This window comes from Atopobium deltae (genome assembly GCF_001552785.1).
In the GTDB taxonomy this organism is placed as follows: Bacteria; Actinomycetota; Coriobacteriia; order Coriobacteriales; family Atopobiaceae; genus Atopobium; species Atopobium deltae.
The window spans coordinates 244,928-264,439 of record NZ_KQ959487.1; the positions used below are offsets into that span (position 1 = coordinate 244,928).

Annotated in this window: 16 protein-coding genes and 1 other RNA gene; 3 read left to right on the forward strand and 14 right to left on the reverse strand. The window is 53.0% G+C overall.

Annotated elements, in window-relative coordinates:
* Positions 1 to 80: 80 nt before the first annotated feature.
* Genes HMPREF3192_RS02750 through HMPREF3192_RS02760 form a run of 3 tightly spaced genes read left to right on the forward strand, consistent with a single transcriptional unit; the run spans position 81 to position 3,086 of the window.
* A complete protein-coding gene (locus tag HMPREF3192_RS02750) occupies positions 81 to 1,013 on the forward strand; it encodes a sugar-binding transcriptional regulator (protein WP_066305096.1) in 933 nt (310 codons plus the stop codon).
* Positions 1,014 to 1,064: 51 nt separating this feature from the next.
* Positions 1,065 to 2,696 (forward strand): autoinducer-2 kinase, encoded by a 1,632-nt coding sequence (lsrK, locus tag HMPREF3192_RS02755; RefSeq protein WP_197414547.1) that lies wholly within the window; start codon positions 1,065 to 1,067, stop codon positions 2,694 to 2,696.
* Positions 2,697 to 2,726: 30 nt separating this feature from the next.
* Entirely contained in the window at positions 2,727 to 3,086 is a 360-nt protein-coding gene (locus tag HMPREF3192_RS02760; protein ID WP_066305097.1) for a cupin domain-containing protein, read from the forward strand.
* Here the strand turns inward: HMPREF3192_RS02760 and HMPREF3192_RS07115 are convergent.
* The 14 genes from HMPREF3192_RS07115 to HMPREF3192_RS02825 all read right to left on the reverse strand — a co-directional run bounded on the left by HMPREF3192_RS07115 (position 3,081) and on the right by HMPREF3192_RS02825 (position 19,501).
* A complete protein-coding gene (locus tag HMPREF3192_RS07115) occupies positions 3,081 to 3,539 on the reverse strand; it encodes a DUF192 domain-containing protein (RefSeq protein WP_082715583.1) in 459 nt (152 codons plus the stop codon). The genes HMPREF3192_RS02760 and HMPREF3192_RS07115 overlap by 6 nt on opposite strands.
* 14 nt (positions 3,540 to 3,553) lie before the next feature.
* The gene (locus HMPREF3192_RS02765) at positions 3,554 to 5,053 is read right to left on the reverse strand and encodes a Sapep family Mn(2+)-dependent dipeptidase (RefSeq protein ID WP_066305099.1); all 1,500 of its coding nucleotides are present in this window, start codon (positions 5,051 to 5,053) and stop codon (positions 3,554 to 3,556) included.
* Positions 5,054 to 6,865 carry an HTH domain-containing protein gene (locus tag HMPREF3192_RS02770; protein WP_066305100.1) on the reverse strand — a complete coding sequence of 604 codons (1,812 nt, stop codon included), beginning with the start codon at positions 6,863 to 6,865 and terminating at the stop codon, positions 5,054 to 5,056.
* Complete coding sequence (locus HMPREF3192_RS02775) at positions 6,862 to 8,091, reverse strand: MalY/PatB family protein (RefSeq protein WP_082715584.1); 1,230 nt, start codon at positions 8,089 to 8,091, stop codon at positions 6,862 to 6,864. Before HMPREF3192_RS02775 ends, HMPREF3192_RS02770 begins: the two co-directional genes overlap by 4 nt.
* 198 nt (positions 8,092 to 8,289) lie before the next feature.
* A complete protein-coding gene (locus HMPREF3192_RS02780; RefSeq protein WP_066305101.1) occupies positions 8,290 to 9,735 on the reverse strand; it encodes a fructose-specific PTS transporter subunit EIIC in 1,446 nt (481 codons plus the stop codon).
* Between the two features lie 442 nt (positions 9,736 to 10,177).
* Positions 10,178 to 10,539, reverse strand: a transfer-messenger RNA (tmRNA) gene (gene ssrA / locus HMPREF3192_RS02785).
* 131 nt (positions 10,540 to 10,670) lie between these two features.
* The gene (locus HMPREF3192_RS02790; protein WP_066305103.1) at positions 10,671 to 11,387 is read right to left on the reverse strand and encodes a YoaK family protein; all 717 of its coding nucleotides are present in this window, start codon (positions 11,385 to 11,387) and stop codon (positions 10,671 to 10,673) included.
* A 67-nt stretch (positions 11,388 to 11,454) separates the two neighbouring features.
* Positions 11,455 to 12,450, reverse strand: a complete 996-nt coding sequence (locus HMPREF3192_RS02795; RefSeq protein WP_066305105.1) for a helix-turn-helix domain-containing protein — start codon at positions 12,448 to 12,450, stop codon at positions 11,455 to 11,457.
* 192 nt (positions 12,451 to 12,642) lie between these two features.
* Positions 12,643 to 13,113, reverse strand: a complete 471-nt coding sequence (gene smpB / locus HMPREF3192_RS02800) for an SsrA-binding protein SmpB (protein ID WP_066305106.1) — start codon at positions 13,111 to 13,113, stop codon at positions 12,643 to 12,645.
* Between the two features lie 93 nt (positions 13,114 to 13,206).
* Positions 13,207 to 14,034 carry a tetratricopeptide repeat protein gene (locus HMPREF3192_RS02805; RefSeq protein WP_066305108.1) on the reverse strand — a complete coding sequence of 276 codons (828 nt, stop codon included), beginning with the start codon at positions 14,032 to 14,034 and terminating at the stop codon, positions 13,207 to 13,209.
* A 102-nt stretch (positions 14,035 to 14,136) separates the two neighbouring features.
* Positions 14,137 to 16,326, reverse strand: coding sequence for a ribonuclease R family protein (locus HMPREF3192_RS02810; protein ID WP_066305110.1), 2,190 nt, complete (start codon positions 16,324 to 16,326; stop codon positions 14,137 to 14,139).
* 24 nt (positions 16,327 to 16,350) lie between these two features.
* Positions 16,351 to 17,274 (reverse strand): permease-like cell division protein FtsX, encoded by a 924-nt coding sequence (ftsX, locus tag HMPREF3192_RS02815; protein ID WP_066305112.1) that lies wholly within the window; start codon positions 17,272 to 17,274, stop codon positions 16,351 to 16,353.
* Positions 17,261 to 18,472 carry a cell division ATP-binding protein FtsE gene (gene ftsE / locus HMPREF3192_RS02820; RefSeq protein ID WP_066305115.1) on the reverse strand — a complete coding sequence of 404 codons (1,212 nt, stop codon included), beginning with the start codon at positions 18,470 to 18,472 and terminating at the stop codon, positions 17,261 to 17,263. The genes ftsX and ftsE overlap by 14 nt, the downstream gene beginning before the upstream one ends.
* A 150-nt stretch (positions 18,473 to 18,622) precedes the next feature.
* Positions 18,623 to 19,501 carry a YitT family protein gene (locus HMPREF3192_RS02825; protein WP_231723338.1) on the reverse strand — a complete coding sequence of 293 codons (879 nt, stop codon included), beginning with the start codon at positions 19,499 to 19,501 and terminating at the stop codon, positions 18,623 to 18,625.
* Positions 19,502 to 19,512: the final 11 nt, after the last annotated feature.

Consider the following 19,512-nt stretch of genomic DNA (forward strand, 5'->3'; position numbering starts at 1 on the left):
AGCGCTGAGAATACTTCTTGACCTTTATACCTTACTTTTGTTTATACTATAGACAAAAGTAATACTTAAGGAGACCTCGCTTGACTGAACGAACATACATGCTTGCAACGAAGGCAACATGGTACTACTACATGGAGAACTACACCCAGCACCAAATTGCAGAAGCCATGGGCCTGTCTCGCGCGAAGGTGATTCGTCTTCTGGAAGATGCTAAAACTAACGGCATTATTCAATTCAACTTTAGAAAAGATGACATCGCGCGTACCGAGCTCGAACAAAAGTTGATTTCGACCTACAAGCTCAATGATGCCTTTGTTGTGCCAGCTCCGTTTAGCGAAGCCGAAACAAACAACTCAATTTCGCGTGCAGCAGCGCTCTATGTAAAAGAGCATCTACGACCTGATGGCTACCTGAACATTGGTTACGGCGATACCATATGCTCGATGCTCAGCCATCTTGCAAAGGAAACTACCTCGACCCTTAATGTTGTAAGTCTCACGGGTGGAGTAAGCTACTATCTTCCCGCCGTCAGTTCTGCTGCCTACAAAATGAGACTCTTTCTCACGCCGGCACCACTGATGGTCTCTTCTTCTGAAGTACGCGATGCCCTGCTCGCCGAGCGAAGCATCCAGGAGGTCTTCTCGATGACCGAACATGCCGACATGAGCGTGGTAGGCATTGGCGCTGCAGCAACGGGAGCAACCGTTTTACGCAATGGCATCATTCGTGAGTCAGAACTGGCGGTTCTTAAAATGCAAGGCGCCGTAGGTGATGTGCTGAACCATTTTTACGATAAAGACGGCAAGCCACTGGATACCGAAATAGAAGCCCGCACTATTAGCACTGATATCGAGAAACTCCGCGACATGAAAAATGTGGTTGGAGTCGCCGCAGGGCTCAATAAGGTTGCTGCGCTGCGGGCGGTGTTGCATGGTGGCTATCTGAATGTGCTCATTACCAACGCCGAAACAGCAGAAGGGCTTCTTTCTGACGAAGGTACGGCTGCGGATTAAAAACGCGAGTGTGCAGATGTAAGGACGCAACACACGTATGAGGAGGGCGGTATGAACAATGCAGATAAGGACGAGCGAGATGAGAAGAGCGCGAGGGACGCAAGGGGCGCAAAAGACGTGCACGAGCAGTACCTCTTAGCGCTTGACGCGGGCACGGGCAGTGTACGCGCTGTGCTCTTTTCGGTTGAAGGAGCACAAATTTGCGTCGCACAACGTGAATGGCAGCATAAAGAAGATCCTCGTTGGCCTGGGAGCATGGACTTCGACTGGGTGTATAACTGGAAGCTTACCGTTGACTGTATTCACGAAGTTCTCGATACTACGGGCATTAACCCGCAATTGATTGCGGGTATTTCGACCACCTGCATGCGAGAAGGAATTCTGCTCTACGACAAGAACGGACGGGAGATTTGGGCTTGTGCCAACGTTGATGCGCGCAGCGTTGACGAAGTGGGTGAACTTATCGCCATGGACCCCACGCTGGAGCGCGAGCTCTATCGCATCAGTGGCCAAACCTATGCCTTAGGGGCGCTTCCCCGCCTGCTGTGGGTCAAGAATAAAATGCCCGCAATATATGAACGCGCCGCAACTATTGGCATGTTTAATGACTGGCTCGCCTACAAATTGACAGGTATTTTGGCTGTTGAGCCAAGCAATGGAAGCACTACGGGCATCATGGATTTGCACAAGCGCGACTGGGATCCAGCCATCGCACGACGCTGCGGGCTTCGCGACGATATTTTTGGTCCCGTGCATGAGTGTGGACAAATTCTTGGGGGCGTTTGCGCACAAAGTGCGCAGGTCACGGGCCTTGCCGAGAAAACCCCCGTGGTGGTTGGCGGCGGTGATTGCCAGCTTGGTATGGTTGGCATTAACGCCTGTAAGCCTGGCCAGGCAGGTGTGTTTGGTGGCAGTTTTTGGCAATACGAGTTCAACACTGCCACAGCCCAGACCGACCCCGCGTGTCGCGTGCGCGTCAATTGTCACGCCATTCCGCAGGTATGGCAGTATGAGGCTTTGGCTTTTAAGCCCGGACTTGTCATGCGCTGGTATCGAGACGCCTTCTGTCAGGCTGAAGCACAGCAGGCAAAAGAGCTTGGACTAGACGTCTATGACATCATGAACCGCGAGGCCGAAAAGGTTCCCGCTGGCAGTCATGGTATGGTCTGTTGCTTTAGCGATGTGATGAACTACATTCATTGGATGCACGCAAGCCCGACCTTCACCAATTTTGAATTAGATCCCACGCGCTTTAACAAATATAGCTTCTATCGTGCGGTTCTGGAGAACACCGCCCTTCTCGTCAGGGGACACATCGAGCTTGTGGCAGACGCTACTGGTAATGAACCTGACGAGCTCGTTTTTGCAGGCGGCGCTTCAAAGAGTAATCTGTGGGCACAGATACTTGCTGACGTGTGCCACAAGCGGGTGCACGTTCCCGAGGTCAAAGAGGCCACCGCACTTGGTTGCGCCATTCTTGCTGGCTACGGCGTAGGTATCTACCCGAGCATTGCTGAGGGAGCGCAGCGTGTCGTGAAGTGGAAGCAGACGTTTGAGCCGAATCCAAAGAATTACGATGTGTACGAGAGACTTTACGAAAACTGGAAAGCAATCTATGCAGCTCAATTTGAGCTGGCTGAGAAAGGCACGACAAGAAGCTTATGGCGAGCACCTGGACTGTAAGGTTTTGAACGAACGAAAGGATTGATTGGTATGTACGTTGTAAACGAGAATGACTTTGAGTATCGCTTTGGTAATTCGGGTCCCAAATACCTCATGAAAGGCCCGCGCATGAACTACGCGGTTGTGCAATTCCAGCCAGGCGAAGATTTTCATGCGCACTATCACCACATCATGGAGGAGAACTTCCACATCATGCAGGGCAAAGTCGATATTGTAGTTGACGGCGTGCTCCACACGCTTTCGGCGGGGGACTTTATCCACATCGAGCCCGATGAGGTGCACTATGTGGCCAATCCCTACGACGAGCCCATGATTATGATCTCGACTCTTGCACCGCATCAAGATTCCGATAAGATCGAGGTCGAGAACCCCGAGTATGATCGCCTATAGGTCGGTCGGTTCGGTTGTAAGTCGGTCGCAGGTCGGTCCTTCTATCAGCAGTTGATCACCGGGACGCACGTCAAAATCTGTGTGGACGGGCAATTCAAGTACATGTTTTGCCTTTGGTACGTGTGAACCTAGACGCCACGGCATAACGGTTTCGCAAAAAAGAACCTCAAGGCATGTACGGTTCGCAGCTGTCCCCGCATACGCTTTTGCATACGAATTTGAGCGTGCGCAATCGGGATGATCTGCTCCTGCACAATCAGACCTCAGATATACAATCCGCAAAGGTACTTTCATAAAACAGCAATGCACGGAGGAGCAGTTCTGCAAGAACAGCCCTCCGTGTATTTCACGTTCTTCTCTTCCCATAAGACCACGTAGACGGCTCATAAAATTTGCCGCATGCTCGACGAGGAGAACTTGGTTGGTGCGTGTATTGACTAGGCGAATATTCATGGCTGCCGACACGCCTATCCGAGTAATTTTCCGAGTGCGGTAATGTAGATCGCAAGCGCGCGCTGCAGCGACGCTTCAGAAATTGCCTCGTTGGGTCCATGGATACTCCCAACCCACGCAGGCCTTCCATCTTCATGCTCGTATTCAGGACCAAATGCCACCGCATATGGAAAATGCTTTGCATAGGTTCCGCCACCCAAAGTAATGGGTGCAAGCTTCTCGGGTGACCACTGCGTAAAGCTCGAAAGCAACGCCTGAATTTCTTCCTGCTGCGGATCTTGATACATGCAGACACCGCGGTGTGTCTCGCAAAAACGTGCGCCATGCTCTTGGCATACCTTCGTTAACTGCTCACTTATGCGATCAGGATTGGTCGATTTGGGCCAACGCGCATCTATGGTTTGCACGAGCTGCCCATCACGAACGCCAATGACTCCACTCACAATAGTCAACGGCGAGAAGACATCGTCAGTTGCATCGACGCCCAAAAGAGAACCATCCCAGCTTGCATACAGACGATGCTGCAGCTCAAACCAGGTCTTCTCGGCAGGGCTATACAACTCGTGGTCATACAAATACTTCCCCAGCATGCCGATGGCGCTCTTCGTGCCCTGCGGCAACGAAGCGTGCCCGCCTACACCCTGGGCCTCAAGACGAATGGTACCGTCTCCCAAATCGCTGGGTGTTATGCCGTCGACCTCAGGTGTTTCGTCCAAGCGCGCACGGATAACAGCCTGCGCCCGCGACGCCACGGCATTGCGTACGGTGCCTCCTTCGAAAGACACGATACGCCCCTGCGGCTGCAGATCAAACGAAATTTCCCCATTATAAGTGCCCTTCTCGCCAATCACGACGGGCCAATACGAGTCGGGCGTGAACAAAAAGTCGGGAGCGGGATAGTGCTTGTTGTAATATTTTGCATCGTTCATGTGCGTTTCTTCGTTGGTGCCCAACATGACGCGCAAGTCGTGCGCGCGCTCGAGGGGGTGCTCCATAAAAAAGTGGGCCGCCCAGAGCGATAAGATCGCCGGGCTTTTATCGTCAACCACGCCACGGCCGCACAGATATCCCTCTTTTTTGGTGAGCGCATACGGCTCAAAATCCCAACCCGGACCTGCGGGAACAACATCCAAGTGGCCAAACACCGCAATCTGCTTTTTTGTGTTATTTGAGATTGGCACAGCATCTGAGACATCGTCGGTGGTATTTGAAGTGAATGCAACGACATCTGAGGCGGCTGGCGACTCGGACGCCGAGGGCCGAGGCGCATTGGCGAGAAGATCGGCGTACCCGAGATATTCCTCGCAATTGTGCGTGGACAAGCCGAGGCGGCATGCGATCTCCAAGCCCTGCTCGAGCGCTTGTGCCACTTCGGGACCAAAGGGTGCATGGGGCCGTGCGTGCGGAATGTTCTCAACACTGGGGATGGCCACGACATTAGCAATATCCTGTACAATTTCATCCCAGTGGCGGTCGATATAGCGGGTAATGGTAGCTTGAGAAATATCCATCATTCACTCACCTGACTTAAAAACCTGGCTCAAAAACGTAATGACTGCTTCATAGGAAGCTAGCGTTTGCGCATGCGGTTGTATCTGCGCTTGTGTATTCAACACAGTGTATAAATACGAAAAAATACTATTCTTATCCTGCAGATGCTGGCTTGCGAGCACCACTAAGATGAGCGAGATGGGCTTGTCAGGCGCGGTATTGGCGTCAGCAAAAACGGCTCGGTCGGGTGCAATGGCAAAAAGACGAAATTGCGAGGCGTAGGTTTCGGTCACGCTATGGGGAATTGCCACGCCTTTGAAGTACAGGCGATCGGAGCTTTGCTCGCGATCGAGTACCTTGCGCGCTTCGGTTTTGCTCATGCATTCTCGCTGCACAAACATATCCAGCCCCCGCTTCAAGAGTTGCTCGTAGGAAGCGTTTAGGCCAACTGCAGCGACGCAATCAGCAACATCCGCATCCCCCACCACCGCCAAGCGGCAGAAATTTTGTTCGGGCAGAAGCAGCGGCAAGCGCTTGCGGTACCCCGCATACAGCACTATTTTTTGCAGTTGCTTGAGGTCCTTATCGCTCAGAATACCCTTGTACGAAAAATTCCATACCTTGCTTTGTGCGCCAGCAAACTCCAACGATTCGTCGCGCATGCACACGTCAAACGAATACGCCTGTAGCATGTCACATGCCCGCGCCGCGCTATTGACCGAGGTAATTTGCACATCGGGACAGACTTGCTCCAGAAGCGCACGATTGACCTGCTCAAGCGACTTGCGAGCGCTCAGCAGTAAAATGTGTGCATGCGTGGATGCCATGCCCGTCTGTGCGCCAATCACATACAGCGCGCAAAGCTCGGGCACGATGTACAAGTCTCGTCTCATTGCCTCAATGTTCTTGCAATACAGCGAAGCAAAATCAAACTCAAAGGGATACAAGCGCTGCAGGTCTTCCACCTGCTCGCGAAACTCATCCGTTGCCAACGTCGGAAAAAGAGCTGCTCGCGCAACGTGCTCAAAAATAAGGGAAGCAAGACTGGCATCGCTGTCATACATACCATGCTGCCGTAACAGCTCGTGCGCCAAATCCATAAGCGCCGCGCGCTGCGTCCGCAACCAACTGGCCAGTGCGCGCTTTTGCGCAAGAAAGGCACGAACTGCTTCTATCTGATGCTTGGTATAGGCAAGCTGATGCGCCGCGCGTCCGCAGGTCGCCAGACTTGCCTCGCACTGCAGTCGTGCCTGAAGAGGACTAATCCACTCGCCCAGATCTTCTCGATAGACATCGAGCTCTTGTGCCATAAGCCCCACGACTATCTGGGTGTGCTGTGCATAGTGTCGCACGAGCGTATGCGCTGCCTTCTGCTGCACCAAATGCGCGGCCAGCAAATCTGGCGCGCCGAGACGCTTAAACTCCAGCTCAAGGCCATGACCACTGCGCGAATACACGCACAGCAGCGCACGATAATGCTCATTGATCGCAAGAATTGCTTTGCGGATGCGCGCTTGCGACAGCAAGGTCTTCTCGGCGATAAGGGCAACGGTTGGATGGGGCAAACAGAGCAGCGCGATGAGCACCTCGGTCGTCTCGTCACAGCCGTCCTGCACAAGTTCCTCAAGGGCTACGTGCGAATCCACGCGTAGGGTATAGTTGGAATTTGCGCTGATAAACCCCGCGTGGGCGCACTGCAACACCTCATTGATATGACGCACGTCTCGCAAAATGGTCCGCCGAGAAACACCGAGTTTCTCTGCAAGCTCTTTTCCCGTTGCTGGCTGCTTGCACAGCAGGGCGAGAAGATTTTTTTCGCGAGTGTTGAGCCTCATAGCCTTTGCACTCCTTCGTGCGGATGCACTTCCTGAGCGCTTTGCACTTCCTGAGCAGCCGACGCCTCTTTGAGCCCCCGAACTCCCCTGAGCAGGCCTTGAAGTCCGCGTTCGAGCTTTGTTCGCGGGCAGCCCACGCACATGCGCATAAAGCGCTCGTCACCATAGGTGGTACCACTCATAATACCCACATGACCGTACTGCACGCACGCCTGCTGCAAATCCTCGGACGAAACTCCCAACTGTGAAATATCCATCCACGCCAGATAGGTTGCTTGCGGCACCTCAAAGCGGATCTGAGGAAGCTGCTCCTGCAAAAACGCTAGAATATAGTGCATATTTTGGCGTATATATGCATTGAGCTCGTCGACGTAGTAATCGCAGCGAGTATAGGCTGCTATCTGCGCATACATACCAAAAATGCTCGTAGACGAGAGCGCGTTTTTTTGCTTGAGTTCGTATAAAAAGGCTTCGCGAAGCGCCTTGTCGGGAACAAATGCATACGAACCGATAAGACCAGGGATGTTGAAGGTCTTCGACCCAGAGCACGCCAACGCCACGTGCTCGGTGGTGATGTCCGTTAGCGGCGTATAGGGCACCGTCCCCAAAATAATGTCACGATGAATATCATCTGTAATCACAAAGGTATTGGTCTTGCGCGCAATATCCACCATGCGCGCCAGTTCTTCTCGGGTAAAGACGCGTCCCGTCGGATTATGAGGATTGGTGAGCAAAAAAATCTTAGCTGCGCTCGAAGTACATGCTTGTGCTAACACGTCATAATCGATGGGCACACTCGCATCCGCCGAAAGATCCACACCCACCAGCTCGCGCCCATTTGCTTGAATGGCACCAAAAAATCCATCGTAGAGCGGCCTGAATACCACTACCTGCTCACCAGGCTTGCTCAGCAAGCGAATAAGCGTTGAAACCGACCACATCACGCTGGGGCTATACACAATCCAGTCGGGATCTATTTGTGCTTTACCACGGCGATAAAACCACCGCACAATGGGTTCTTTAAAGTCGCTGTGATTCCAGCGCGTGTAGCCAAAAACGGGGTGACGCAGGCGCTGCGCGAGGGCATCAACTACCTCGGGTGGCGTCGCAAAATCGGTATCGGAAATCGAGAAGGGCAACACGTCGTACTTGCCAAAGCGGTCAGCCGCAAAATCCCATTGCGTACTATAGCTATGGTGCCTATCGATGGGAGTATCAAAATCCATGGTCTTCTCATCCTTTGTTGCTTGGGTGGTGGGCAGCGAGCTGTAGGCGGCACATGGCGTTTGCGTACTGGCCGCACCGCGTGTTGCGCGATGCAAACATGCAGCTACCGTATAAACCGCAGCTGCATGCTTGATGAGTCCTCTAGTCTAGCGCGTTATGTTTGCGTCGTTAAGCACCGGCAACCGGCGCACTTACGCTTATGCATCCGCGCTCGCGTTTGCAGCCTCGCGCCGCTTCAGCCACGCCGACTTAAAGATAATGATAAACACAATATTGAGCACAAGGCCACAACCCAGCGCAATGTAATAGGCCCACGCGGGTGTAATAAGACCAAGCAGCGGGTCAAACACACCAATGCCAGGAGACAGACGCTGCACGCCTAGAGCCATCGAGACAACACCCGCGATGCCACCTGCCAACACGTTTGCCGAAATCATAGGCAACGGCGCTGCAAGCGCATAGGGAATGGCGGGCTCGGTAGCCGTGGTGGCACCAACAATAAGCGCGGGCCATGCAGCATCGCGCTCGGCAGACGTAAACAAGGCTGGCTTCACCCAAGTGGCAATCGCGGCTGCCATGGGCGGAAGCAGAGTAACGACACCAACGATGCCGTACCACTCGTAAATACCCGTTGATACCAACGAGAACGAGAAGAACCATGCCGCCTTATTAACGGGGCCGCCCATATCGAAGGCAAGCATAGCGCCAACCAGAAATGCTGCACCCAACTTCGCCTCGGGCGGAACGTTCTTGAGCATAGTCACCAGCGCATCCATCACGCCAGCTGCAACGGGACCAATAACGTAGTAGGTAAGCAGGCCAAAGATCAACACGCTCACAAACGGAATAATCAAAAAGCCCATGAGGCCCTGCATGTTTTTGGGTAGGTTAATGCTCTTCATCGCACGAGCAAAATGCCCGATAAGAAGACCGATGAGCACGGCACCCAAAAAGCCAGCGCTCGTGGATGTTCCTAAAATCTTAGGACTATTTGCTAAATACGAGCAGATAAATGCAGGTGCCAGCGCGGGCTTGCCGCCAATTGACTGCGCAATCCAACCGCCCATCACGGGAACCATAAACGAAAATCCTAAAGCACCAATTTCGTTCAGCACCCAGGCGATGGAAGCCACCTGGCCCTCGGCGGGCTCGACCATGGGAGCACCAAACTGCGCCATGATGGAGCCGATAGCCATGAGCAAACCGCCGCCAATAACAAAGGGCAACGCCGCCGACACACCTGCCATCAAATGACTCATAATGCCGCCGACCGAAGTTTGTTTGCTTGTGCGTCCGCCTAAGTCAACGGACGTCGCGCGATAAAACTCGGCCTTCTCGTCCAAATGCGCCATAATGTCATCCATATCTTTGAGCGCCTTGGATACCGAAAGCTCGATTATTTTTTTGCCATCAAAGCGAACTCTGTCCTCATCACTCATGCCCTTACCCAGGGCCAAAATGACATACTCGGCATCCTTGATCTGCTGAGCTGTCAGAGCATTTTCGATGCCGTTGGCGCCTTGCGTCTCGACATGAACCTCAAATCCCGCGGCTTCACCCTTTGTTTTAATGGCTTCGGCGACCATATAGGTATGTGCAATACCAGCAGGACAATTGGTTACGGCAACAATTGATCTGGACATAGTGCTACCTCCTTTTGTGACATCGCTTGCAAGAAGATCACGCGCTTTGCATAGAAAGCCTCTAGTTTTAGTATCGAACAAAGTTGACTACTTGTTACTATACATTTTGTCACAGCGACTATGACAGATCTGCAGCTATAGCAAACAACACTCCTTTTGCTGCCTTTTGGCCCGTGCCTCAAGCCCCTCAAGGGATGTCGTTTAAGAGCTATTGTTTGTCGTAGAGCCTTGCTGGCTGGATTCAATGTCCTATCGTTGCAACAACTGCCCTACTGTTTGTAACTGCCTTACTTTTTGCAACTGTTGCGCTTGTGAGCAAGCCGAGCATGGTTACGCGCAAACAAGAAGATCATGCTACGAAAAAGCCGAACCCATCGTGCGCAGCGCAAAACGTAAAATGTAAAGCGCAGCGTGTGCAAAAGATTCGGCTCACAATGTCGTATGGTGGAGGCGCGGAGAATCGAACTCCGGTCCAAAATACTTCCCTGGCAGGTGTCTCCAAGCTCAGTTATTCGTTACTCTTAAGTAAGTGACACCGAATAACACGCGTGCTTACTCCAGCTGGTTTAGACTTAGGCCGTGGCATACCAGCGACATCCACAGCTGCATCTTCCTGAATGACGTCGCACTAAAAACGGAAGCAATTCTTAGATTGACGGCTGCTTATAGATTAAGCGGCAAGGGCCAAAGAGCCCTGGTAAGAGTTTTTGTCAATTCAATTTGACGGTACCCCTGTTTTACGTGGCGAGGAGACCACGGCTTGCTGCCCACCTCAGATGTACCTTGTCGAAACCAGTCGCCCCCTTCTGATGGTACAGGCAAGTATACCCTTTTTTATAAGGATTTACCTCGTCATTTGAGAATTTTTGCGCGAGCTTTACGTGAGTTGTACTCGTGCGCGCTCTTCTCGGCAGACCTAACACAGAGCTTAGCTATTACTCGTGGGCTAAAGAGCGCTTCTCGGCCTCATGTTTTTTACGCTTATTCTCGATGCGTTGGCGGGTATCGACCAGCAAAATAATAAGGCCTACCGATAAGAGCGCGCAGCAGCCCCAAATCGTATGAATGCCAAATAGCGGGACGAGCTTGCTGCCCACGATGGCGCCCGCAACAAAACAAGCGATCGTGCCGTAATGCAAAAATATGCCCTCGAGCACGTTGGGGTCGCTCGTCGAGATGTAGCTGATAAGCTCCTGCATGCCCGCACGCAAATTGCCAATGCACATGGTGGTTGCAAAGGGAAAACCGTGGAGGCGTCGAAACGCTTGCACCTGAATCCCGCACGCAAGTGAGGTAAGGCTATTTGCGAGCAGGGATTGACCTGCAGGAATGCAACCGACGCCCAAGAGCAGCGCGATCTCGATGGCAACGGCGATGGTGTGCCAGCTCACGCGACTACTCACCCAGTACAGCGAGATGAAGTGGATGAAGGCAATCCCGAGGGCAAACGCAATAACGGGCATGGCGTAGTGCGAAATATACGAGAAGTTCCCCGAGGCGACATGCACGCCCAACAGCAAAAGGTTTCCCGTCTGCGCGTTGGCAAATACCTGGTCGCGCATCAAATACGAGTACGCATCCATAAGGCCGCCCGAAAGCGCAAGAAAAATAGCTAGTTCGATGGATTCTGCCGTGTACTGTGCATGCCTCACAATAAAACCTTTAGCTCGCCGCTTATCTGCCGTGCTTTTTAGTATAGCCCTGTTTTTAGTATAGCCCTTATCGCTTCTTGTTCTTATCGACGAGAAGACCAAAAATGATGTGCGCAAGCGGGTACAAAACGCCAGCTATAGGCCACAGCAACACAACAGACCCGACAAACTTATATTGATTCGTGAGAATCCCTGGGAGAAACCCTGCGATAAAGAAGATGACGAGCACGGTAAGCCAGTAGATACTGGTGAACGTTTGCAAGCGCTTCTCGATGCGCTTCTTTTCGTGTGTGTAGTCGCCCTGCTGAAGCAGCTTTCTGTAACCCTCTTTGATAATGCCAACGTGCACGAACAAAAAAACGCCGCAGGCAACCATGGTCAAACCCGCACCAATGGCAACCGCCGTTGGCAAATCGGCATATTTAGGCACAATGGGTATCGCAGCAAAGCAGATGCACGACAAAATGCACAGTACCACGCCAGTCACAATACTGCTGGTAAACGTGGGCGTAAATGCTTTGAGCTCTTTGCGCACGACGCCTTCAACACCATAGGCGGTGTCAAACGGCTCTTCACTTATCCACTTGTACTTGTTAAATTCGAGACCGAACACAATAAAAAGTGCTACCGCTGCAGAAATGATAAGCAGCACAATCACGTCAAAGACATAGGTCATAAGCTCGTCGTGAGGCCAATCCTCTGCTGTGATCATAACCATGAATGCCATAACACAAAGCCACACGCCCAGCGCAATTGCACGAGCCGCCTTGCGTTGAAATGCCAGAAACTCTTGTGCTTTTTCGAGGGTGAGCGTATAGGTTGTGCGGCCCGTTTCGTCTGTGAGAGACGCTGTTGTCTCTACCTCGAGCTCATCCTTAATAAGGTAATCGACACTGACGCCAAGCAGTTTGCTCATATCAAGAATACGCGTAATGTCAGGGATGCTTTGTGCGCTCTCCCACTTCGAAACCGCCTGGCGGCTCACATTGAGTTTCTCGGCAAGCTCTTCCTGGGACCAGTTATTCTTTTTGCGCAACGCTATGATTTTATCTGCCAAAATCATCGAGGGCTCCATCTCTTTTGTTTCCGAGTGCGGATGATGTCATGGTCTAATTTAGGTAAAAGCTTGGTTGCACACTACCAAGTTGAGTTTGCATTGCCTGTACGCGTAGTTGCTTTTTGGTTGATTGAGCTGCGGCTGGCAGATCGGGGTTGGCTTGCAGTGTGCTTGGCTTGCGCCACGGTCTGTGCGTGTCTACCTGCCGTTGCGCTGCTTGAGAGCGCGGGCAATTTCGCGATCCACATCGCGCTTAGCCATATCCGCGCGCTTGTCGTAGAGTTTTTTACCAGTTGCCAAGGCAATCGTCAGCTTCACGCGGTTGTTCTTATCAAAATAGAGCTCCAACGGAACAAGGGCACGACCGCGAGCGCGCAGTTGCGCGTCCAGATAATTGATTTGCTTGCGATGCAGCAGCAGGCGACGCTTACGATCGGGATCAACGTTCCAAATGTTGCCGTGACTGTATGGATGCAGATGCACGCCGTGTAGCCAACACTGCCCATTGCGGATCAAACAAAAAGCGTCCGTAATCTGACATGCGCGCTCACGCAAGCTGCGCACCTCGGTACCAAAGAGCTCAATACCAGCCTCAAAGGTCTCGTCAATCTGATACTCGTAGCGAGCCGATCGATTCTTCGCAAGTATCTTCTTTTGTTTTTTCTCCATGGGGCTACCCTGTCTTATGTGTTGAGCTGTGGTTTTGTGCGGTACTTGTGGCGCGGGCGCTGGCGTGGGTGTGGCTGCGGGCTGTTGATCCTGTTACTCCTGCTGATGAATCAATTTTAGCAAGGCAGCCACCTTCGAGCTACCGATAAGATCGCGCGCTTGAATCGTTAACTCGGTTGCCAGATGTTTTTGTCCAGCTGCAGCAGCTTGCGACGCGACCGTGAGCATGCAGACAACGACCTCGGCATTGGCTCCTTCGGGAATGCCTTCTTGCGCAAGTAGCTCATGTGCTTGCTCGTCTGTGATAGCGCGCGGGTCGGCGTCGGTCTTCTCGACACGATCCAACACTTTTTCCAGTGCGGCCGTGGGCATATCAAGGCGCTGTGCGCACTTCAAACACGCCGCTTGCAGGGACACTTGCCCAAGCTGCTCATAGTAAAGCGCAAAATTGACGTAGGCGCGCACGAGTTGCGCGGCATCACTGGCGCGCTCGAAGCACGAAAAACTGAGCGCCGCGTACTCGCGCATATCGCCATTGGTACGATACAAATCGGCAAGACGCAGACGATACTCGCACTCCATGGGATTCCAGCGAACGGCCTGCTTAAGTGCCTCGGTCCCACGCTCGTAATCCCCGAGGTGCACACACGCGAGCGCAAGGTCGGCATACAAACGATCAAAGGGCTCCTCCACGGCCTGCAACTGGCGGGGGTCGTGCTCCACGCGCAGATACGCCAAGCGCTCAAAGTCCGTCGGGAAACTAAACCACTGGACCTCATCGGTCGTCTGATAATTCTGAGCAATGTACTCTTCCGCGTCCTCGGCAAGGCGTGTGAGCAACTCGTCTGCCTGCTCATAATAGGTCTCGATGATAAGACCTTCTGCTCGCACCAATTCATCTGTTAGCTGCCATTGAGCCATGTTGCTCTACCCTTCTTGTATATTTTGCGCCAAACGAGAAGACCGCGCAGCGGCGCTGGCCCGCGCCGGGCGCTGGCTCGCCTACGGCGCGGTTGGCTGGCGTTAGTCGCACACCAACGCTACGTCGATTTTACCCTGCGATACCTGCACACTGTGCACCTGCACGCACACCCGAACGCCTGGTCGCAGCGTACAGTCGCCAGATTGCGAGCGCAGCATCATATGTGGCTCGTCAAAATCAAACCATTCCTCGCCGAGCAACTTCATCGGAATAAGCGCCTGCGCGTAACTTGCATCGAGCATAACAAAGACGCCAAAACACTCGCAACTCGTGACCGTCGCCATGCTCTTCTCGCCAATTTTTTGCTGATAATACTGCGCCATCTTGATGCGCTGCGACGCCCGCGCCGCGCCTTCGGCCGCACGCTCCTTCTCGGAAGCCACGCGACAAATCTGCGCCAGACGCGCGGGCTGATCCTGACGCGCGACGCCGCTCACCACAAACGGTCGCCCACACAGACACGCCTTCAGCGCGCGGTGCACCACCACGTCGGGATAACGCCTGATGGGCGAGGTGAAGTGGCAGTACGCAGTCGCACCGAGCGCAAAATGTCCTTGGTTGTAGGGCATGTAAAGCGCCTTCGACTGTGCCTTGAGCAGCAACGATGTAACAAAATATTCCTCCGCCGTATCCTTGACTGCTGCCAGGACTTTTTGCATCGCAAATGGGTCGGCAAGGCGGATACGCTTTGCTTGCGCCTTATCAATAAGATTAAGCTCTCGCAACAGTGCTGCTGCGTCATACAGCGCTTGCTCCGACGGCTGTTCATGCACACGAAATGCTGCAGCCACATGAGCGTGTTCCAGATATTGTGCCGTGCACTCGTTTGCAAGCAGCATGGCTTCTTCAACGAGGCTTGTGGCGGACGTGCGCTTGCGGATGGAAATACCGCAAGGCTCGTTGTGTTCATCAAGCATCACGCGCGACTCAACCGTGTCAAAATCAAGCGCGCCGCGTTTAGTACGCAGACGCAGGCGTGCTTGCGCGAGGTGGTTTGCCAAGCGCAAGAGTTTCTCGATAGTAGGGGTGATGGCCGAGGCGGTGCCCGTACCTTCCAGTAGCGCGTCTACCTCGTCATATGTTAAGCGCGCAGCGGATCGAATAACAGAGGGCGTAATCGTATAGTCGATAAGTTCACCCGATCTGGTAAGACGAATCAACACGCTCATAGCCAGACGATCTTGCCGTGGCATCAAAGAACAAGCGTCGTTCGAGAGTTCTTCGGGAAACATGGGAATGACTCGATCGGCTAAGTAGGCCGAACAGCCACGTTGCTGTGCTTCGATATCGAGTGGGGAGTTCCACGGCAGATATGCGCTCACGTCAGCGATATGAACACCGAGCTCGTAGTAAGCGTCAGTCTCTTTTTGAGCTGCACACGCGGTGACGCTTGTGGCCGCACTCGCGTACTTCTCGGGCGAAATCTCACGCACAGAAATAGCGTCATCAAAGTCTTTTGCATCAACGGGATCGATGGTTACACAAAGCAGCTGGCGCAAATCCTGTCGCTGCGGCTCGTCATGCCCCGCCTTATCACGTTTCGTCTCAACGTGCAATTCCTCATCGACATCCACTCGTATGGAGCGAGCCTGCGCTTGCACAGCGTCAGAAAATGTTGTGCGCAAACCATACGATGCGACAACGGATTCCATGGCAAGGTCAAGCGTGTCGGCGCAGCCCAAGCGCTTATCAATCGTGACAATGCCAGGCTCTTTGCGCGACGGATACGACAGAATCCGCACCGATACAACGTCCTGCTCATGCACCCCATGCGCCTTTGCAGAAGCATCTTGCGGCAAAATCAAAAAGTCATGGGGGATGCGCTCATCAAGCGGGACGATAACCCCAAACGGCGAAACGTACTCATAGCGTCCAAAAAACGCCGACGTTTTTCTCTGCAAAACACTTTGCACGCACGCCTGAACGTTGCTCGACGCCACGTTGTTTGAGTCATTTTTGGACGGATGCCTCAAGCCAGACGCATGCCCTGAATCAGGTGCACGTCGAGAAGATCCCGTAGGTACACGCAACAGCGAAAACGTGACAATATCGCCATCCATGGCACTGCGAAGGCCTCGCGAGGCCACCGCAAACGTCCCTTCATCTGAGTAAATCTGAGCAGAACCTGGATATGGTATGCGCAGCGTTCCTTGAAGCATCGGACGATGGCGGCGACTGGTATAGCTCTTTTTACGGCGCCCAAAACGCCGCCCAAAACGCTTTTTGCTCATGACGCTTATGCCTAACGCTTATTGCTACACCTTCAGGTAACGGTGCATAGCAATTAGCGAGCCAAACAGACCAATGACCACACCGATGCCCAGAAGGCTTCCGTAAATCTGCAGCAGCACCACGTTCGAAACCGTAAAATTCAAAAACGTCAGGCTTGCTTCAAGACGAGGGACCGCAAACGAAAGCACCATTTGCAAAGCACCGATGGCGAGAAGGGCGCCAAGCAGAGCTTCGAGCACACCTTCCATCAAAAATGGTCCACGAATAAAGCTGTTTGATGCACCTACCAGGCGCTCGATCGCGATCTCGCGGCGGCGCGCCGTAATGGCCAGGCGAATGGTGTTGTTGATAAAGACAAACGCCACGAAGACCAACAGACCAACCAGGATAAGTGTGGTCGCGCGAATATAGCCTGTTACCGAGAAGAGCTTCTCGACCGTGCCCTGACCATAGACGACGGAGGTTTTTGCGTCATGCCCATCGGCGATAGCGGCAAAATCAGCATCAGCAACGAGTTTATCGGCCGTTGTTTTTACGAGCTTTGGATTATCCAGCTTAAGGACGAGCGACGCGGGAACGGGGTTGGTACCATCCAAAGCCTCGACCGCAGCCTCGGCATTTTTGTTGGACATGGTCTTTTTGTACTCTTCCAGCGCCTGCTCTTTGCTCTTGTAATCCACCGACGCAACGTTGTTCCATTTTGCAACTTTTGCCTTCAGTGCATCCACAGCGGTTTTGGTGGCGTCATCCGATAAGAACGCCTGAATGGTGACCTTCTCTTCGACGTCGCCCACCATGTTGGCAAGCATACTCGAGCCGAGCGTAAAAATGCCGATAATAAAGAGTGATAAGAAAATCGTGACAATCGCACCAAAAACGGTAGACCAGTTACGATAAAAATGGCTCATGGCCTCGCGAAACGAATATCCCAAATTAGAGAGCCCCATAATAACCGTAACCCCCCCTCTCTTGGTCGCGGACGACTTGTCCTGCCTCGAGTGCAACAACGCGCTTACGCATCGAGTCGACCATCTCTCGGTCGTGCGTTGCCATCAACACGGTTGTGCCCGTGCGATTAATGCGCTCCAGAAGTTTCATGATACCGAGCGAAATAGCGGGGTCCAAGTTACCCGTTGGCTCGTCGCATATCAACAGCGGCGGGCGGTTGACCATCGCGCGGGCGACGGAAACGCGCTGCTGCTCACCACCAGAAAGCTGGTCGGGATAGCTGTCCATTTTTTCGCCCAGGCCAACGAGGCGTAATACCTCGGGAACCTGCGCCTTAATGACCGATTTTGGCTTGCCGATGCACTCGAGAGCAAAGGCAACATTTTCGTAGGTCGTTTTACCAGGAAGCAGTTTGAAGTCCTGGAAGACGCAGCCAATCTGACGGCGAAGGTAAGGAACCTTCCAGTTGCGCATACTCGTAAGGTCTTGTCCTGCAACAATGACCTTGCCCGACGTGGCCTTGAGCTCACGAGTAAGCATACGCAAGAAGGTTGATTTACCGCTGCCTGAGTGGCCTACCACAAAGACAAACTCGCCTGGGTAGACATCAAGGCTGACATTTTGAAGCGCGGGCTTATCGGGCTGCGCGGGGTAAACTTTTGAAACGTTACGCAGTGAGATTACGGGCTTAGCGGATTGCGGCTGCGGTGTTGTTGGTTGCGGCGCTGGTGCGGGCTGCACAGGTTGCGCTTGAACGGGCTGTTGCGCATGTGCTGTCCCTGCTTCTGCGGCGGGTACTGCACCTGCAGTGGATACAGCATGGCCCTGAGTTCTCGCCATGCGCTGCGCTTGCTGAGCATACTGCTGAGCAACATTTTGTTGCGCACGCTGTTGCGCCGCGCGTTGTTGAGCGTCATCTGCTGAAATGGGCGCGAATGCTGTCGTAAATCCTTGTAAGGAAGCAAGACGAGCTTCTTCAGCAGCTGCAGCATCGGCAGCTTCTTTACTATGTATGCTTGGAATAGCACCTGGGGTTGAACGATGTAACGTTTGATGAGCAGCCGTTTGTGCTGAGCCATTTTTATATTCCGCCTCGTTGCGAGTGGCAGAAGCATCACTTTGAGCCTGCGTCGCCTGTTGGGCGGATGCTCCGGTTACCTCGTCTCGCCGCTTATCGCTGACGAAATGATTTGCCACAAGAGCTCCTTTACTGCGTTTAAGATACAGATACAAGAACATTCTAACAAAGCTGTTAGACCCGCGCGATACTGCGCCTCACTTTGCAGATAAAACCTACGCATGGTCGCGCGTGTCTGCCCGCACGGAATGCCTGACACCTGCGCGGTGTTACTTCACACCCAGCTGCGAAAATCCTTCGCCAAAGGCCTCGTGCACTTCCGAGATGACAACGACGGCTTCAAAATCAATGCTCTCGACAATGGACTTGAGGTAGTTAATCTCGCCACGGCTGAGTACGACGAACAACATTGGCTTGCGATTGCCTGACCACACGCCGCGCGCCTGGATTTCGGTGCAGCCTCGCTTCATTTCGTACATGATGGCGTTAGCGATGCGCTCGTGCTTCTCGGAAATGATGTAAGCAACACGGGTTGTCGAAGGACCGTCGATAACAAAGTCCAGCACACGCCCCGTAATAAACATACAAATGACGGCATACAAGGCATTACTCAGCGAGAACACTGGAATGGACATGACAATCACAATGGCATCAATAATGATGGAAGCGGTGCCTACCGAGAAGGAACTGTGGCGTGCAATGAGCTGGGCGATAATATCGGTGCCTCCAGTATTACCACCCGAACGGAAAACTAGACCAAGGCCGAAACCCGTAATGACACCGCCCCAGATTGAAGCCAGTAAAAGATCATTCTTGCCAAGCGCGGGAAGCCAGGGGGCCAAAAGATCCAACGCAATACTCGAGCACAAAATGCCAGCTATAGTACGCACTAAGTAGCGTTTACCACCTGATTTAATAACGGGAATGAGCAGAAAGACGTTGGCAAAAAGCGTCTGAGCACCGATGGGGATTTCGAGGTGCAGCTGCTCACCAACGGCATGAATAATCGTTGCAAGACCTGTGATGCCACCAGCAGCAAGACCGTTAGGGACCTGAAAACAGTCAATGCCTACCGCAAAAATAAGAGATCCTACGACAATAAGCATCGCATCGCGTATGTCGCCGCGATGAATAATGTGACGATTCACAAGCCCCCCCC

What these genes read in the sequence shown, in the direction of transcription:
- HMPREF3192_RS02770 (WP_066305100.1), bottom strand. Translation starts at nt 6,865, where the DNA reads ATGAGGCTCAACACTCGCGAAAAAAATCTTCTCGCCCTGCTGTGCAAG.
- ftsX (WP_066305112.1), bottom strand. Translation starts at nt 17,274, where the DNA reads ATGGGGCTCTCTAATTTGGGATATTCGTTTCGCGAGGCCATGAGCCAT.
- HMPREF3192_RS02810 (WP_066305110.1), bottom strand. Translation starts at nt 16,326, where the DNA reads ATGAGCAAAAAGCGTTTTGGGCGGCGTTTTGGGCGCCGTAAAAAGAGC.
- HMPREF3192_RS02805 (WP_066305108.1), bottom strand. Translation starts at nt 14,034, where the DNA reads ATGGCTCAATGGCAGCTAACAGATGAATTGGTGCGAGCAGAAGGTCTT.
- HMPREF3192_RS02765 (WP_066305099.1), bottom strand. Translation starts at nt 5,053, where the DNA reads ATGATGGATATTTCTCAAGCTACCATTACCCGCTATATCGACCGCCAC.
- HMPREF3192_RS02775 (WP_082715584.1), bottom strand. Translation starts at nt 8,091, where the DNA reads ATGGATTTTGATACTCCCATCGATAGGCACCATAGCTATAGTACGCAA.
- lsrK (WP_197414547.1), top strand. Translation starts at nt 1,065, where the DNA reads ATGAACAATGCAGATAAGGACGAGCGAGATGAGAAGAGCGCGAGGGAC.
- HMPREF3192_RS02780 (WP_066305101.1), bottom strand. Translation starts at nt 9,735, where the DNA reads ATGTCCAGATCAATTGTTGCCGTAACCAATTGTCCTGCTGGTATTGCA.
- smpB (WP_066305106.1), bottom strand. Translation starts at nt 13,113, where the DNA reads ATGGAGAAAAAACAAAAGAAGATACTTGCGAAGAATCGATCGGCTCGC.
- HMPREF3192_RS07115 (WP_082715583.1), bottom strand. Translation starts at nt 3,539, where the DNA reads ATGAATATTCGCCTAGTCAATACACGCACCAACCAAGTTCTCCTCGTC.
- HMPREF3192_RS02795 (WP_066305105.1), bottom strand. Translation starts at nt 12,450, where the DNA reads ATGATTTTGGCAGATAAAATCATAGCGTTGCGCAAAAAGAATAACTGG.
- HMPREF3192_RS02760 (WP_066305097.1), top strand. Translation starts at nt 2,727, where the DNA reads ATGTACGTTGTAAACGAGAATGACTTTGAGTATCGCTTTGGTAATTCG.